Below are 16,395 nucleotides of genomic sequence, written 5' to 3' on the forward strand. Positions count from 1 at the left end.
GAAGCTTCTATATGACGAGCGAAAACAGTTAATCGCAACGCGCCCGCATCCGGCGGGCCTTCAGGTTTCTTGATGAGCCCACCTCATTTGCCAGATGTCCCCGACGTGCCCGAGCCTGCCGGCGGACCGCTGGAGCGGGCCACCCTGATGGGCACGCTGGCGCATCTGTGGCCCTATATCTGGCCGGGCGACCGTTACGACCTGAAGATGCGCGTGGTCTGGTCGATGGTGCTGCTGCTCGCAGCCAAGCTGATCACGCTGACGGTGCCATTCAGCTTCAAATGGGCAACCGACGCGCTCACGGGTGCCAACACCGCGCCGGTGCAAGCCAGCAACTGGCATCTCTGGGTGATCGCGTCGCCGCTGCTCCTGACCGCGAGCTACGGCGTCATGCGCATCGTGATGGCGGTGCTGACGCAATGGCGCGACGGCATCTTTGCCAGAGTCGCCATGCACGCGGTGCGCAAGCTCGCCACCATCACCTTCGTTCACATGCACGAGCTGTCGCTGCGCTTTCATCTCGAGCGCAAGACCGGCGGCCTGACGCGCGTGCTCGAGCGCGGCCGCGAGGGCATCGAGGTCATCGTGCGCATGGTGATCCTGCAGCTGATCCCGACCATCGTCGAGGTCACGCTGTTGATGGCCGTGCTGCTCTGGCAGTTCGACTGGCGCTACGTGGCCGCAACGCTGATCACGGTCACGGTCTACATGTACTACACCTACATCGCGACCGAGTGGCGGATCGGCATCCGCCGCAAGATGAACGATTCCGACACCGAGGCGAACACCAAGGCGATCGACTCGCTGCTCAACTACGAGACGGTCAAATATTTCAGCGCCGAGGTCCGCGAAGCGCAGCGCTATGACAAGTCGGTCGCGCGCTACGAGGACGCGAGCATCCACACCTACACCTCGCTCGCGGTGCTCAACACCGGGCAGGCCGTGATCTTCACGCTGGGCCTGACCGCGACCATGTTGATGTGCGCGATCGGCGTGCGCAACGGCACCAACACGGTCGGCGATTTCGTGCTGGTCAATGCGATGATGATCCAGCTTTACCAGCCGCTGAATTTCATGGGCATGGTCTATCGCGAGATCAAGCAGGCGATCATCGACATCGAGAAGATGTTCGGCGTGATCGGCCGCGAGGCCGAGATCAAGGATGAGCCCGGCGCGCAGCCGCTGGTCGTCTCCGCCGGCACGGTGCGTTTCGAGGACGTGCGCTTTGCCTATGAGCCGACGCGGCCGATCCTCAAAGGCATCAGCTTCGAGGTGCCGGCCGGCAAGACGGTGGCGATCGTCGGTCCGTCCGGTGCCGGCAAGTCGACCATTTCGCGGCTGCTGTTCCGGCTCTACGACATCTCCGGCGGAAAGATTTTGATCGACGGCCAGGACATCCGCGAGGTCACACAGGCGAGCTTGCGCGCCTCGATCGGAATGGTGCCGCAGGACACGGTGCTGTTCAACGACACCATTCGCTACAACATCCGCTACGGCCGCTGGGACGCTGACGATGCCGAGGTCGAGGAGGCGGCGCGGCTGGCGCAGATCGACCATTTCATCCGCATGGCGCCGATGGGCTACGAGACCCAGGTCGGCGAGCGCGGCCTGAAACTGTCCGGCGGCGAGAAGCAGCGCGTCGCGATCGCGCGCACCGTGCTGAAGGCACCGCCGATCCTGGTGCTGGACGAGGCGACCTCGGCGCTCGACACCCATACCGAGCACGAGATCCAGGGCGCGCTCGACCGCGTGGCGAAGAACCGCACCTCGCTCGTGATCGCCCACCGGCTCTCGACCATCGTCGGTGCCGACGAGATCATCGTGCTGGACCAGGGCCGCATCGCCGAGCGCGGCACCCATGCCAGCCTGCTCGCACAGGGCGGGCTCTACGCCAGCATGTGGAACAGGCAGCGCGAGGCCGAGGCCGCACGCGAGAAACTGGCCCGGATGGCCGACAGCAGCGAGGCGCCCAACCGGGAGCCGCCCCCTGTCGAGGACGCCCTCACGGCGCAGGCGGCCGCGGAGTGACCTTGTCTCCAGTGCCAACTCTGGCCTAAACAACCCCACCGCGCGAGACGACCCGCGCCAGCAACTCCTGAGCGGCAGATAGCGATGTCCATTCTCGATTCGATCCAGCGTCAGATCCCGCCGATCCACAGGGAGGGCTATCCCTTCATCGGCGGCTTTGCGCTGGCAAGCCTCGTCCTGTTCTGGCTCTGGTCGCCGCTGGGGTGGATCGGCACGATCATCACCGTGTGGTGCGCGCTGTTCTTCCGCGATCCCGTGCGTGTGACGCCGGTGCGCGACGGGCTCGTGGTGTCGCCCGCCGACGGCCGCGTCTCGATGCTCACCATGGCACTGCCGCCGGCCGAACTCGGGCTCGGCGACCGGCCGTTGCCGCGCATTTCGGTATTCATGAGCGTGTTCAATTGCCATGTGAACCGCAGTCCGATCGCGGGCAGGGTGGATCGTATTGCCTATCGGCCCGGCCTGTTCATCAATGCCGAGCTCGACAAGGCGAGCGAGGACAATGAGCGCAATTCGCTTGTTATCTCGTCGCCGCAGGGCCGCATCGGCGTGATCCAGATCGCGGGCCTCGTCGCCAAGCGCATCGTCTGCTTCGTCAAGGAAGGGCAGGCGGTCGGCGCCGGTGAGCGGTTCGGCCTGATCCGCTTTGGCTCGCGGCTCGACGTCTACCTGCCTGTTGGCACCAAGGCGCTGGTCTCGGAAGGGCAGACCGCGATCGCCGGCGAGACCATTCTGGCCGATCTCACCGGAGACGACCCGAACCGCGCCTATCGCGCCAATTAACCAAGAAGCCGCTGTCGGGCGCCTTCCGCCGCAATGGCGGAGGGGAAAACGGCTTGCTATATCTCGCCTTCAGGTGAGGACGAGCCAATGACGCCCTACGACTACCGAGATCCCGATATTCGCCGCCGGCGGTTCCGCCCGATCCCGGTGCGGATGCTGGTGCCCAACGTCATCACGCTGCTGGCGATCTGCGCCGGCCTGACCTCGATCCGGCTGTCGATCGAGGGGCGGATGTCGCTCGCCGTCTACGCCATCGTGTTCGCGGCCGCGCTCGACGGCATCGATGGCCGCGTCGCGCGCCTGATCAAGGGGCAGTCGAAATTCGGCGCCGAGCTCGACAGCCTCGCCGACTTCGTCAATTTCGGCGTCGCTCCCGGCCTGATGCTGTACTTCTGGCAGTTGCACGAGCTCGGCAATGCCGGCTGGATCGCCGCGATGGTGTTCGCGATCTCCGGTGGCCTGCGTCTGGCGCGCTTCAATGCCACGCTTGATGATCCGAACAAGCCGGCGTTCGCCGCCAATTTCTTCACCGGAATGCCGGCGCCGGCCGGCGCCATCACCGTGATGTTGCCGATCTACGCGGCGTTTCTCGATCTCGGCCGCTGGCCCGTTGCGGTCACGGCGGCCTATACACTGGTGATTGCCTTCCTGATGGTGTCGCGGCTGCCGGTGTTCTCAGGCAAGACCAAGCGCATGCGGGTGTCGCCCGAACTGGTGCTGCCCGCGTTCGTTGCGGTGATCGTCTTCATCGCGATTTTGATCGCCTATCCCTGGCACGTGCTGTCGGTCGGCACGGTGCTCTATCTGCTCGGCCTGCCGCTCGGCTACAAATCCTACCGCGATCAGGCCCGCGCGACGGAAGCCGTGGCGCCTGCGGGTGGCGAGGTCTCGTCGCCGCCGTCGGCGCCGACAATGGCCAGCCTGTCTGAGCCGCCGCACGACGAGGACGACCGGCCGGGACGGCTGCACTGAGCGATCGCATACGGATATCTGCCATGAGAGCGCCTGAGTTGGGTTGAGGCCCGATATCGGCTATATCGCCCTGTGCCGGCGGCACCGCGCCGACAGCGGCCGCCAATCTGGGAGATAACGCCGTGACCAATACCGCGACCGGGCCGCTGCCCGCTTCCGTCCTCGAAGCGCTGGGCCGCTACGACACCCCGACGATCTGCAACGCCATGGAGATCGTGGCGCCCGAGCGCCGCCTGATCGGCTACACCACCAAGCAGCTGGTCTGCCCGTTCCCGGATCTGCCGCCGATCGTCGGCTATGCCCGCACCGTCGCGATCCGCTCGGTGTTGAAATCGTCGCTGCCGGCCGAAGAACAGTCGAAGCGCCGCATCGAATATTACGAATATGTCGGCACCGGCCACGGGCCGCGCATCACGGTGATCCAGGACATCGACGGTCCCGACGTCGGCTACGGCGCGTTCTGGGGCGAGGTGCAGAGCAACGTGCACAAGGCGCTCGGTTGTCTCGGCGTCATCACCGACGGCTCGATCCGCGACATCCCGCAATGGGCCCCGGGCTTCCAGGCGCTGGCCGGCTCGATCGGCCCGTCGCATGCCTGGGTGCATGCCGAGAGCTTCGGCGGCGAGGTGCGCGTCGCCGGCATGACCGTGAAGTCGGATGATTTGATCCACGCCGACCAGCATGGCGCCATCGTGATCCCGCTCGACGTCGCAGCAAAACTCCCCGAGGCCGCCGAGCTCTGCGGCCGCCGCGAGACGCCGATCCTCGAGATCGCACGCAGCCCGGACTTCTCGCTGGAGAAGCTCAAGGCCGCGCTGAAGCGCTCGGCGGAGATCCACTGATCTCGGAGTAGCTCCATGGACATGCGCGGCAGGACGGTTCTGATCACGGGCTCGACCGACGGTGTCGGACGCTATGTTGCAACCCGTCTTGCCGCCGAAGGCGCGCACGTCCTGATCCACGGCCGCGACGCGGCGCGGGCGGAAGCGCTGATCGATGAGATCGTGAAGGCCGGCCACATCGCGCCGACCTTCTATCAGGCTGATCTGTCGTCGATGGCTGGCACGCGCGCGCTCGCCGCGGTCGTGACACGGGATCATCAACGCCTCGATGTTTTCGTCAGCAACGCCGGCATCGGCTCGCAGAATGGCGGTTCGCAACGGCAAGAGAGCCGCGACGGTCACGAGCTGCGCTTTGCCGTGAACTATCTCTCGGGCTTCCTGCTGGCCCATCTGCTGCTGCCGTTGCTGAAGGCCGCCGCGCCGTCGCGCATCGTCAATGTCGCCTCGCTCGGCCAGCATCCGGTTGATTTCGACGACGTCATGATCACGAAGGGCTACAGCGGCTCGCGCGCCTATGCGCAGAGCAAGCTGTCGCAGATCATGTTCACGATCGATCTCGCTGCCGAGCTCAAGGACGCCGGCATCACCGTGAATTCGTTGCATCCGGCGACCTACATGAATACGACGATGGTGCGCGCCGGCGGCATCACGCCGATGTCGACGGTGGAGCAGGGAGGTGCTGCGATCCTGCATCTGGTCCAGGGCGACGACGTCGCGGCCAAGAGCGGCCTGTTCTTCAACGGCATGAACGAGGCGCGCGCCAATCCGCAGGCCTATGACGCCGATGCGCGCAGGCGCCTGCGCGCGCTGAGTCTGGAGCTCGCGGGCCTGTCGTCCTGACGGCGGCTGTCGTCAGGCCACATGAGGCCTGAGCTTGCCCTTGTCGGTGCCGCAGTCGGGGCAGCGGTAGCTCTCTTGCAATTGCTGATACGTCGTGCCGGGCGAGATCCCATCCGTCGGCACGCCGGCATCCTCGGAATAGATGTAGTAGCAACCGCGGCAGATGAAGCGGCGGCCAGCGCTTCCATTCAGCTTCGCCGCGGGCGCCGGCATCCTCGCCGCGCTAAACGGCCGCGTCAGCTGGTCCTCGACCGAGATCGTGCCACTCGTTTCGACCGTGAGATAGACGCCGACGTCCTTGTGACCAAAGGTCGCCCGCAGCGAGCTCGGAATGTCCATGTCGCGCACGCCGGAGGCGGGGTTGACGTTCGTGGCGCCGCAGCGGCCGTTGCGGCGGTCGACCCGGAAGGTGACGTCACCGAGCCTGATCTCCTGGTCGATCCAGTCGAACTCCTCCCAGGGACGGCCCGTGTCGACGTAGAGATTGGCGCGAAAACGCAAGGGATCGATCTCGGTGCCCCAGCGTTCCTCCAGGCTGCGCAGCGTCGCCAGGTTGATCAGCGAGATCACGCTGTCAGGCTTGTCCATAAAGTGACCGTCCTTCGACCGGATCAGGGTCGGCGGTGCCGGCAGCGCCGGGACGAGTTGATGAAAATAGTCTTCGATCGCCGTCTTCGCGCCGGTCTCGTTGAGGTTGACCGTGAGAATCGTCTGGTTGCCCGCGCGGATATCGAATTGCAGCGTTTCCGGGTCGAGATGGGTATTGACCTTCGCCAAGGCCTCTTCGAGCATGAGCATGACGAAAAGGCCTTTCTTCGCCCAGCGCGGATTGTCGGCCTGGAGGGGAACGCCGGGGCGCGCAAGCGCAAACTGACGGTCATGCGGGAATGGCTTGCCTTTGACGAGCGCGACACTGGTGCGCGGCTGACCGCTCAATCCCTTGACCGGATAGTGGTAGATGCTCTTCAGGAGCGGCATGGCAGACCCGTGTTCGAATGGCGCGAAGGTCTGGAAGTCTGGTCTGGTCGCACGCCGTACGGTTAGAGCCGGCGCGTGTTTTTTTGCTGAGGCCGCCATGCCGCGGATTCGTGCGGTGGGAATTGGCGGGCGATCCGGCGGCAGGTCTATGAGGAGCTGGCCGACTTCAGTGACATGGTCGTCGAGTGCGTCGTCGACTATGTCGGATAGTTTTGCAATGCCTCTCTCGATCTGGCGTTCGCTGAGCCCGCCGAAGCCCAGCAGGATGCCGCGCTTCGCCATGGAGCCGGTCTCGCCATCGTGCACGGGTGCGAAGTCCAGGCTATAGACCCCGATGCGACCGCGGCGCGCCTGATTCTCGAAGATCCGCGCTTGCGGTACGCCAGGCGGCAATTGCCAGAACAATTGCAGGCCGGCATTGCCGCCGCCAAGCGTCACGTCGCCGAACCACCGCCGCAATGCTGCGACCAGGGTGTTGCGGCTGGAGCGGCAATGCGCGCGCACCCGTTGCAAGTGGGAGGCGTACCTGCCGCTCGACAGCAGCTCAGCCAGCACCGCCTGATCGAGCCATGACACGCCGGCATTGAGAGCCGTCTTGGTCAGCCGCGCGGCTTCGGCGTAGCGCTGCGGAACGATCAGATAGCCGAGGCTTAATCCGCTTCCGAGCGATGCGGCGAAATCACCGACATAGAGCGTGCAATCGGGCGCCAATAGCGACAGTGGCTCGAGCTGCGTGCCTTCGTCTTGAAATTCGTCGCCAAACCCGTCCTCGACAATCAGGCTGCCGTTGCGGCGCGCCCAGGCCACCAGTGACTTGCGGCGTTGAGTGGACAGAAGAACGCCAGTCGGAAATTGGTGCGACGGCGTGACATAGACCGCTGTGCAACCGCGCTCGGGCAGGAGATCGGTGACCAATCCGTTCTCGTCGGCCGGGCAGGAGATGATCCGTGCGCCCGCCGACCGGAACGACAGATAGGCGCCGAGGTGACCGGGGTCTTCCATCACCACGCGCGCATCATAGGACAGCACCATACGCGCGATCAGGTTCAGACTCTCGGTGCGGCCACTGGTGATGATGATCTGTGCGGCATCCACGGCCAGTCCGCGCGCCGTGCTCTGGTGATGGGCGATCGCAGCGCGCAGTTCCGGCAAGCCGGCAGGATCGTTCGTGGCCGCAAAGTGCGACGTTGCACCGTGGGCAAGGTGAGTTTGAACGAGACGCCGCCAAGTCTTGAGCGGAAAGATTACGGGATTGGTCTGGTCAAGCGCGAAGTCGACCGTCAGGCGGCGATCCTTCCGGGCCGCGAGGCGTTTCAAATCGAGATCGACCGAGGGCGGCGGTGGCGCAATGGAAGGTCGTTCGAGAGCCGGACCAGCCGTCTGCCACTGGCTCGCGGGCGTCGAGGTCAGTTCTGCCACGAAGATTCCGGAGGCGGGACGGGCCTCGGCATGACCTTCGAGGATCAGGTTCTCATAGGCGCGGACCACAGTATTGCGGGAGATGCCGAGCTGGTCGGCGAGATTGCGCGATGACGGCAGCCGGGCGCCGCGCGCGATGCGACCTTTGGCGATCGCCTGCCGGATCTGCTCCACGAGCTGCTCGGTGAGGGATTCATGCCTTGTCCTGTCGAGCAAGATGAGGAGCTGCATCGAGGTGATCGTAATGAGTGGTTGAACGTGCGATGACGCGATCAATGCAAGGCGAGGGCCAGGGTGAAATCAGGCCGAAAGGGTCCAGTTTTCTGGGTAATCGGCCGCTCTCGCGCCAATTTCGGTACAATGGATGCGGTTGGACCAGTCCAGTCTGCAACTGGACCCATCGTCGGAAGAGACACTGGACCTCTGATGCATGGTTTTCCCCACTGCTTGCCTGGAGCACGCGCAATTCGCTGGCGCGGAAACGTCCGTTCCGTGGTCTCGTGTCCAGATTCTGTTCAGTCGCTCCGGAGATTCGTCCGCCGAAATGGAGCTATCGCAATTTCAGGACGCGGCTCTCGGTGACGGACCATGCGCGTGCGAGCGTTTCGTCAGGCGATCGACGAGCGGCTGCGTGTGGCAGCCCGCCGCAATCGAGCGCGTTCTCGAACAGGAGATTTCCTGCAATGTCCATTGCACGCTACCTCAGGATCTGTGCGGTCCCGCTTCTGATGGCCCTCGGTGCGCCGGCACAGGCGGAAGAAGACACGATCAAGATCGGCATTCTGCACTCTCTGTCCGGCACCATGGCGATCAGCGAGACGATCTTGAAGGATTTGATGTTGATGGAGGTCGCCGACGTCAACGCCCATGGCGGTCTGCTCGGCAAGAAGATCGAGCCGGTGGTGGTCGACCCCGCCTCGAACTGGCCGCTATTCGCCGAGAAGGCGCGCGAGCTCCTGACCAAGGACAAGGTCGCGGCCGTGTTCGGCTGCTGGACCTCGGTGTCGCGCAAATCCGTGCTGCCCGTGTTCGAGGAGCTGAACGGGCTGCTGTTCTATCCGCTCGAATATGAGGGCGAGGAAGCCTCCTATAACATCTTCTATGGCAGCTCGGTGCCGGACAACAAGGCGATCCCGGCCGTGCAGTACCTGATGTCGAAGGAAGGCGGCGAGGTAAAGCGCTTCGTGCTCGAAGGCACTGACTACGTCTATCCGCGGACCTCGAACAAGATCATCCGCGCCTTCCTCAAGAGCAAGGGCGTCAAGGATGAGGACATCCTGGAGAACTACACGCCGTTTGGCTTCAGTGACTGGCAGACCGAGGTCGCCGCGATCAAGAAGTTCGGCACCACAGGCAAAAAGACGGCGGTGGTCTCCACCGTCAACGGCGATGCCAACGTGCCGTTCTACAAGGAGCTCGGCAACCAGGGCGTCAAGGCGACCGACATTCCCATCATCGCCTTCTCGGTCGGCGAGGAAGAGCTCGCCGGCGTCGACACCAAGCCGCTGGTCGGGCATCTTGCGGCCTGGAGCTACTTCCAGTCCGTCAACACGCCAGAGAACAAGGCCTTCATCGCCAAATGGCGCGCCTACACCAAGAACCCGAAGCGCGTCACCAACGATCCGATGGAATCGGCTTACATCCTGTTCCACATGTGGGTGCAAGCGGTGCAACAGGCTGGCAGCACCAATGTCGATGCGGTGCGCCAGGCCATGATCGGCCAAAAGGTGAAGTCGCCGTCGGGCTTCGAGGTCGTGATGGGCCCGAACCATCACATGGCCAAGCCCGTGATGATCGGCGAGATCCAGGCTGACGGCCAGTTCAGCATCGTCCACAAGAGCAAGGCGCTGCCGCCAAACGCCTGGAGCCCCTATGTCGAGGCCAACAAGGGCAAGGTCGCCGACTGGTCCTGGCCCTGGGTCTGCGGCGGCTGCTCGACCCCGCGCTTCGCTGCGAACTGATCTCCTGACGACAGCTTTCGCGGTGACAGGCTCCGGTGGCAGAGCGATCTGCCATCGGAGCTGACGCGCGCCGGCGCCGCGCGATCATGGTTAGCAAAGCGTTGAGATTGATGTCGCAGAACGGCAAAGCCGCCGTCCGTTCAGCGCCCCGCGCCGCTCCGTCGCATCGGCTGAACTTAACCTTTACGCGGCTTTAAGGGCGGCGCTCTAGGGTTTCCGATGCGGTTCGGGGTTGGACCGCGCCATCGGCCAGGACGGCCGTTGTTGCGTTCGCTTTGGAGACTTCCATGGATATCATGACGGGCGCCGGCCTCGTGGCGGGCTTGATCGTCATCGCGACGATGGTGTTTCTGGGCGGCGATATCGGCATGTTCATGAGCGATCATGCTGCGATCATCATCTTCGGTGGATCGTCCGCGGCGACCATGATCCGCTTTCCGCTGTCGGCGCTGGCGCACGGCCTGCCGCTCGGCATGAAGTTCGCCTTCACGATGAGCCGGCTGTCGGCGCACGACCTGGTCGACGAGCTCGCCCGCATCGCCGAGATCGCCCGCAAGCAGGGCCCGGTCGGCCTGGAAAAGGTCGAGACCGACGAGCCCTTCCTCGCCAAGGGCATCCGTTACGTCGCCGACGGCTACGACCTCGATTTTATCAGGGACAATCTGGAACGCGACCGCGACAATTTCCTGCTGCATCTCAACGAAGGCAGCAAGATCTATCGCGCCGTCGGCGACTGCGCGCCTGCGTTCGGCATGATCGGAACGCTGATCGGCATGGTGCAGATGTTTTCGAACATGTCGGATCCCTCGAAGCTCGGCCCGTTCATGGCGACCGCCCTGCTGGCAACTCTCTATGGTGCGTTGGTCGCGAACCTGCTCTGCCTGCCGATCGCCGACAAGCTGCATGGCAAGCTGATCGACGAGGAAACCAATCGCACGCTGATCATCGACGGCATCCTCATGATCCGCGACTCCAAGAGCCCGACTTTGGTGCGCGAAATGCTGCTGGCCTATCTGCCCGAGAAGCACCGCCACGCCGAAGGCGAGCCGGTTCCGGCGTAACGGCGGACGTCGGGATCTGACCGATGGCAAAGAAAAAACGCGAGGAAGCACACGGCGGGCACGGCTGGTTCGTGACGTTCGCCGATCTGATGGCGTTGCTGCTGGCGTTTTTCGTGATGCTGGTCGCATTCTCCACCCAGGACGCCAACAAGCTGAAGATCGTCGCAGGCTCCATGCGCGAGGCCTTCGGCGTCCAGAGCGAAGCGCGCTACGCCGGCATCATCGAATCCGACGGCCTGCCGACCCGCGCGCGCCTGAAGAACGTCGACCACATCCAGCCTGAGGAATCCTCCAACACGCCGACGCCGGACCAGGAGGATCGCGACAAGACGTCAGGTGCCAAGATCAAGGTCGACCGCAACTTCGCGCTCGCCGCGGCCTCGCTGCGCCAGGCGTTGCAGGACATGCCGGAACTGACCGAGATGTCCAAGCACATCATGTTCGAGGAGACCAAGCAGGGCCTCAATCTCGAGATCGTCGATCAGGACGGCCGCTCGATGTTCGCGGACGGCTCCAAGGTGCCCTACGACCGCACCCGCCGCCTGATCGAGAAGCTCGCGATCCCGCTGAAAGCGACCCCTCTGCGCGTCTCCATCGCCGGCCACACTGCAGCCGGCTTCGTGCCGACCCGCAGCGATTACGGCGCCTTCGACCTGTCGGCGGACCGCGCCAACGCGGTGCGCCAGATCCTCGAACGCGAGGGCCTGCCGCCGTCGCACGTCTTCGCCGTCTCCGGCAAGGCGGACACCCAGCCGCTGTTCCCGGACGATCCGTCGCTGGCCGCTAACCGCCGTGTGACCATCACGCTGATGCGTGAAGATCCGCCACTGCCGCCAAACTTGAAGCCCTGAACCTCTTGCGCTACCATTTTACCTGAGGCTATTCGTCGCGAAGGCGATGAACGTGGCCACGCCGTCACAGCATCTCGCGCGGCGCCTGCTATGGTGGTGGGCCGATTGACAGGCGCGCCGGAAGCGTCAAAAGGCGCCGGATCAATTCCAGGGATGAAGCGTTTTCCACCCTCATGACGGCGAGCATCACATCGACCGAGACCCAGGAAGGGCCGGTCACCTCGGGCTTTTGGTCCCTCACGCTCGGGAGCATCGGCGTCGTTTTCGGCGACATCGGCACCTCGCCACTTTACGCGTTCCACGAGGCGGTCAGGGGCGCGGCTCATGGCGAGCCGGTCACGCGGATCATGGTGCTCGGCGTGCTGTCGCTGATCCTGTGGGCGCTGCTGATCGTCGTCACCGCCAAATACGTGCTGCTGCTGCTGCGCGCCGACAATAACGGGGAGGGCGGGACGCTCTCGCTGATGGCGCTCGGCCAGCGCGCGCTGGGACGGCGGAGCTGGTTCCTGCTCGCGCTCGGTGTGGTCGGCGCCTCCATGTTCATCGGCGATTCCATGATCACGCCGGCGATCTCGGTGCTGTCGGCGGTCGACGGCCTCAAGCTCGCGACGCCCGCGTTCGAGCACTATGTCGTGCCGCTGACGGTGCTGATCCTGGTGCTGCTGTTCGCTGTCCAGAGCAAGGGGACCGCGCTGGTGGCCTCGGCCTTCGGGCCGGTGATGGTCATCTGGTTCACCATCCTGGCGGTGCTGGGCGTCATTCACATCGCCGACGATCCGTCGGTGTTGGCTGCGATCAATCCCTATTATGCGTTCCAATTCCTGCTATCGCACGGCACGATCGGCCTGGTGACGCTCGGCGCGGTCTTCCTCGCCGTGACCGGTGGCGAGGCGCTCTATGCCGACCTCGGCCATTTCGGCCGCAAGCCGATCCAGTCGGCCTGGATGTTTTTCGTGCTGCCGTCGCTCCTGATCAATTATTTCGGGCAGGGCGCGCTGGTGTTGTCCGATCCAAGCGCGATCGAGCATTCCTTCTATCGCATGGTGCCCGAGCATCTGTTGCTGCCGCTGGTCGGGCTTGCAACCGCAGCCACTGTCATCGCCAGTCAGGCGGTGATCACCGGCGCCTATTCGCTGGTCTATCAGGCAGTGCAGCTCGGCCTCCTGCCGCGCTTCGAGGTGCGCTACACGTCCGAAACCCATGCCGGCCAGATCTATCTGCCGCGCGTCAACCGGCTGCTGCTGATCGGCGTGATGCTGCTGGTGCTGCTGTTCCACACGCCCAGCAATCTGGCTTCGGCCTATGGTATCGCGGTCTCCACCACCATGGTCGCCGACGGCATCATGGGCTTTGTGGTGATCTGGAAATTGTGGAACTGGAAGGCCGCGACCGCGGCTGTCGTGATCCTGCCCTTCGTCATGGTGGACATGACCTTCTTCAGCGCCAATTTGCTGAAGCTGCTCGAAGGCGCCTGGGTGCCGCTGCTGTTCGGTGCCGCGATGGCTGGGACGATCTGGACCTGGCGGCGCGGCTCGGGAATCCTGATCCAGAAGACGCGCCGGATCGAGGTGCCGCTGGACGATCTGATCCGCAGCCTGGAGAAGCGGCCGCCGCACATCGTCAAGGGCACGGCGGTGTTTTTGACCAGCGATCCCGCCTTCGTGCCGACCGCGCTGTTGCACAATCTCAAGCACAACAAGGTGCTGCACGAGCACAACGTGATCCTGACCATCGAGACCGCGCACACGCCGCGGGTCGATCTCTCCGAGCGCTTCAAGATGGAGAAGATCAGCGAGAAGTTCTCCAAGGTGCGCTTGCGCTTCGGCTTCATGGAGCAGCCGAACGTGCCCAAGGCGCTCGCGATCGCGCGCAAGCAGGGCTGGCAGTTCGACATCATGTCGACGTCGTTCTTCGTGTCGCGGCGCTCGCTGAAGGCGTCGGCGCAGTCGGGCATGCCGCTCTGGCAGGACCACCTGTTCATCGCGCTCAGCCGCTCGGCCAATGACGCCACCGACTATTTCCAGATTCCGACCGGGCGGGTGGTTGAAGTTGGAACCCAAGTCACCATCTGAACCTTCCGTTGGGACGCAATTGGCGGACCCATGCGGATTTTGCATGCCATGGGCCCAGAATCGGGCTAGGCTATGCCGGCAGCGCAGGACTATAAGCCGCGCGCGCTCCTCCGCCGTTGTGCAGTGAAGCATTTTTTGAGGCCACCAGGCTCTCCCATGACAAGTGACGTAGCAGTTCCCGCCCCGGAAACGGCGGCGGCCAATGGGCATGGCGATGCCCACACCACCGCCGGTTTCGGTGCGCTCACGCTCGGCAGCATCGGCGTGGTCTATGGCGACATCGGCACCAGCCCGCTCTACGCGTTCCGCGAGGCGGTGATGGCGGCCTCAGGCGCTGAAGGCGCGCCGACGTCGGCGGCTGTTCTCGGCGTGGTGTCCCTGATCCTGTGGGCGCTGATCATCGTGGTGACGCTCAAATACGTCGTGATCCTGCTCCGCGCCGACAACAACGGCGAGGGCGGCACGCTGGCCTTGATGGCGCTGGCCCAGCGCGCGGTCGGCACCGGCGGGGCGACCATCGTCCTGCTCGGCATCATCTCCGGCGCCCTGTTCTACGGCGATGCCGTGATCACGCCTGCGGTCTCGGTGCTGTCGGCCCTCGAAGGCATGAAAGACGTCACGCTGCGCTTCGAGCCCTATATCGTGCCGCTGACGGTGGTGATCCTGGTGTTCCTGTTTGCCGTGCAGTCGCGCGGCACTGCCCGCGTGGCGGCGTTCTTCGGACCCGTGATGTGCGTCTGGTTCGCGGTGATCGCGGTCGCCGCGATCCATCCGATCATCGCGCAGCCGCAGGTGCTGCTCGCGCTGAACCCGTTCTATGCCGTGTCCTTCATGTTTCACCACGGCATCATCGGCTTTGTGACGCTGGGTGCCGTGTTCCTGGCGGTCACCGGCGCCGAGGCGCTCTATGCCGACCTCGGCCATTTCGGCAAGCGGCCGATCCAGACCGCCTGGCTGTTCATCGTGCTGCCGTCGCTGGCGCTGAATTATCTGGGGCAGGGCGCTCTCGTCCTCGGCGATCCCGGCGCGATCGAGAGCCCGTTCTTCCAGCTCTTCCCGCAAGGCATTATTCGCGGCTGCATGGTCGTGCTGGCCACGGCCGCCACCGTCATCGCGAGCCAGGCCGTCATCACCGGCGCCTATTCGCTGACGCGGCAGGCGATCCAGCTCGGGCTGCTGCCCCGATTCGAAATTCGTCATACGTCTGAAGCCCATTCCGGCCAGATCTTCATCCCGCGCATCAACCAGCTGCTGCTGGTTGCGGTGATCATGATGGTGCTGCTGTTCCGCTCCTCCAGCGCGCTCGCTTCCGCCTACGGCATCTCCGTGACCGGCACGATGGTCGTCACCGGGATGATGGGCTTTGTCGTGATCTGGAAGGCCTGGAAGTGGTCGCCGCTGTGGGCTGCAGCCCTGATCGCGCCGTTCCTGTTCCTCGACCTGACCTTCCTGGCCGCCAATTTGCTCAAGGTATTCGAGGGCGGCTGGGTGCCGCTGGCGCTCGGTGCGCTCATGATCCTCATGATGTACACGTGGCGGCGCGGCAGCCGGCTCTTGTTCGAGAAGTCGCGCAAGCTCGAATTCCCGCTCGCCGACCTCGTGGCGATGCTGGAGAAGCGGCCGCCGCAGCGGGTGCCCGGCACCGCCGTGTTCCTGACCAGCGATCCCCTGAGCGCGCCGACCGCGCTGATGCATAGTCTGAAACACTACAAAGTGCTTCACGAAAAGAATGTCATTCTCACCATCGAGACCGCGCAGACCCCGCGCATCGATCCGGCCGAGCGGGTGAAGCTGGAGCAGATCAGCCCGACCTTCTCCAAGGTGACGCTGAAGTTCGGCTTCATGGAATCGCCCAACGTGCCGAAGGCCCTCGCCATCGCCCGCAAGCTGGGCTGGCAGTTCGACATCATGTCGACCTCGTTCTTCCTGTCGCGGAGGGCGCTCAAGCCAGCCGCCCATTCCGGCATGCCGCGCTGGCAGGACCGGCTGTTCATCTCGCTCAGCCGCTCCGCCAACGATGCCACCGACTATTTCCAGATCCCCTCTGGCCGCGTCGTCGAGGTCGGTACGCAGGTCACGATTTAAGGTCACGATCTAGGGCCGGGATTCAAAGCGCACTTCAAGTCGCTGCGATTTAGCTTTAACTTGCGCAAGGCAGCTCAAGCCTTTGTAGCGCTTGATTTTCGATGCCTGAGAGGCGAGGTTGCCCGCCGGCCGGGATCGCCCCGGCAAGCGCCCTGCGACGTTGGAGGATGATGTGGCAAATCAAGTACAGGATCTGACCCCCGAGGAGGTTTCCAAGGGTGTCGCGGAGGGCCGCTATCTGCTCGTCGACGTCCGTGAGCCGAACGAGGTCGAGGCCGAGGCTTACCCCTACGGCGTGGTCGTGCCGCTCTCGACCTTCGATCCCAAGGCGATTCCCGATCCGCAAGGCAAAGAGGTCGTGTTCGCCTGCCGCTCGGGCAAGCGCTCGGTGACCGCCTCGCTCGCGGCGCAGGAGGCGGGCCTGCCTTACGACAAGCATCTGGCCGGCGGCATGCTCGGCTGGAAGGCGGCAGGGCTCCCCAGCAAGGTCGGTGGCTAACGTC

Annotated in this window: 11 protein-coding genes and 1 pseudogene; 11 read left to right on the forward strand and 1 reads right to left on the reverse strand. The window is 64.3% G+C overall.

The window, feature by feature from the left end; translation table 11 throughout:
* The first annotated feature begins 72 nt into the window (after nucleotides 1-72).
* From V1280_RS00975 to V1280_RS00995, 5 genes and pseudogenes are all read left to right on the forward strand, one after another.
* The gene (locus tag V1280_RS00975) at nucleotides 73-2,028 is read left to right on the forward strand and encodes an ABCB family ABC transporter ATP-binding protein/permease (RefSeq protein ID WP_334518188.1); all 1,956 of its coding nucleotides are present in this window, start codon (nucleotides 73-75) and stop codon (nucleotides 2,026-2,028) included.
* A 57-nt stretch (nucleotides 2,029-2,085) separates the two neighbouring features.
* A pseudogene (locus V1280_RS00980) lies at nucleotides 2,086-2,811 on the forward strand (phosphatidylserine decarboxylase); the annotation flags it as partial.
* Between the two features lie 87 nt (nucleotides 2,812-2,898).
* Nucleotides 2,899-3,783, forward strand: coding sequence for a CDP-alcohol phosphatidyltransferase family protein (locus V1280_RS00985; RefSeq protein ID WP_334518190.1), 885 nt, complete (start codon nucleotides 2,899-2,901; stop codon nucleotides 3,781-3,783).
* Nucleotides 3,784-3,905: 122 nt separating this feature from the next.
* Entirely contained in the window at nucleotides 3,906-4,625 is a 720-nt protein-coding gene (locus V1280_RS00990; RefSeq protein WP_334518192.1) for an RraA family protein, read from the forward strand.
* A gap of 15 nt (nucleotides 4,626-4,640) precedes the next feature.
* A complete protein-coding gene (locus V1280_RS00995) occupies nucleotides 4,641-5,465 on the forward strand; it encodes an SDR family NAD(P)-dependent oxidoreductase (RefSeq protein ID WP_334518194.1) in 825 nt (274 codons plus the stop codon).
* A gap of 12 nt (nucleotides 5,466-5,477) precedes the next feature.
* Here V1280_RS00995 and pdxR read toward each other — a convergent pair whose 3' ends face one another.
* Nucleotides 5,478-8,093, reverse strand: a complete 2,616-nt coding sequence (pdxR, locus tag V1280_RS01000; protein WP_334518196.1) for a MocR-like pyridoxine biosynthesis transcription factor PdxR — start codon at nucleotides 8,091-8,093, stop codon at nucleotides 5,478-5,480.
* 452 nt (nucleotides 8,094-8,545) lie between these two features.
* Between pdxR and urtA the strand changes: the two genes are divergently transcribed.
* The 6 genes from urtA (at nucleotide 8,546) to V1280_RS01030 (ending at nucleotide 16,391) form a co-directional block, all read left to right on the forward strand.
* On the forward strand, nucleotides 8,546-9,823 hold the full coding sequence (gene urtA, locus V1280_RS01005) for an urea ABC transporter substrate-binding protein (RefSeq protein WP_442895097.1): 1,278 nt from the start codon (nucleotides 8,546-8,548) through the stop codon (nucleotides 9,821-9,823).
* A gap of 287 nt (nucleotides 9,824-10,110) precedes the next feature.
* Complete coding sequence (locus tag V1280_RS01010) at nucleotides 10,111-10,884, forward strand: motility protein A (RefSeq protein ID WP_334518198.1); 774 nt, start codon at nucleotides 10,111-10,113, stop codon at nucleotides 10,882-10,884.
* Nucleotides 10,885-10,907: 23 nt separating this feature from the next.
* On the forward strand, nucleotides 10,908-11,735 hold the full coding sequence (locus V1280_RS01015) for a flagellar motor protein MotB (RefSeq protein WP_334518200.1): 828 nt from the start codon (nucleotides 10,908-10,910) through the stop codon (nucleotides 11,733-11,735).
* 173 nt (nucleotides 11,736-11,908) lie between these two features.
* Entirely contained in the window at nucleotides 11,909-13,807 is a 1,899-nt protein-coding gene (locus V1280_RS01020; protein ID WP_334518201.1) for a potassium transporter Kup, read from the forward strand.
* 156 nt (nucleotides 13,808-13,963) lie between these two features.
* Nucleotides 13,964-15,892, forward strand: a complete 1,929-nt coding sequence (locus V1280_RS01025) for a potassium transporter Kup (RefSeq protein ID WP_334518202.1) — start codon at nucleotides 13,964-13,966, stop codon at nucleotides 15,890-15,892.
* Nucleotides 15,893-16,064: 172 nt separating this feature from the next.
* Nucleotides 16,065-16,391: a rhodanese-like domain-containing protein gene (locus V1280_RS01030; protein WP_254130714.1), complete on the forward strand. Its 327-nt coding sequence runs from the start codon at nucleotides 16,065-16,067 to the stop codon at nucleotides 16,389-16,391.
* Nucleotides 16,392-16,395 lie beyond the last annotated feature (4 nt).

Source organism: Bradyrhizobium sp. AZCC 2230, assembly GCF_036924495.1.
GTDB classification, from domain to species: domain Bacteria; phylum Pseudomonadota; class Alphaproteobacteria; order Rhizobiales; family Xanthobacteraceae; genus Bradyrhizobium; species Bradyrhizobium rifense.

What these genes read in the sequence shown, in the direction of transcription:
- V1280_RS00975 (WP_334518188.1), top strand. Translation starts at nt 73, where the DNA reads ATGAGCCCACCTCATTTGCCAGATGTCCCCGACGTGCCCGAGCCTGCC.
- V1280_RS00985 (WP_334518190.1), top strand. Translation starts at nt 2,899, where the DNA reads ATGACGCCCTACGACTACCGAGATCCCGATATTCGCCGCCGGCGGTTC.
- V1280_RS00995 (WP_334518194.1), top strand. Translation starts at nt 4,641, where the DNA reads ATGGACATGCGCGGCAGGACGGTTCTGATCACGGGCTCGACCGACGGT.
- pdxR (WP_334518196.1), bottom strand. Translation starts at nt 8,093, where the DNA reads ATGCAGCTCCTCATCTTGCTCGACAGGACAAGGCATGAATCCCTCACC.
- urtA (WP_442895097.1), top strand. Translation starts at nt 8,546, where the DNA reads ATGTCCATTGCACGCTACCTCAGGATCTGTGCGGTCCCGCTTCTGATG.
- V1280_RS01010 (WP_334518198.1), top strand. Translation starts at nt 10,111, where the DNA reads ATGGATATCATGACGGGCGCCGGCCTCGTGGCGGGCTTGATCGTCATC.
- V1280_RS01015 (WP_334518200.1), top strand. Translation starts at nt 10,908, where the DNA reads ATGGCAAAGAAAAAACGCGAGGAAGCACACGGCGGGCACGGCTGGTTC.
- V1280_RS01020 (WP_334518201.1), top strand. Translation starts at nt 11,909, where the DNA reads ATGACGGCGAGCATCACATCGACCGAGACCCAGGAAGGGCCGGTCACC.
- V1280_RS01025 (WP_334518202.1), top strand. Translation starts at nt 13,964, where the DNA reads ATGACAAGTGACGTAGCAGTTCCCGCCCCGGAAACGGCGGCGGCCAAT.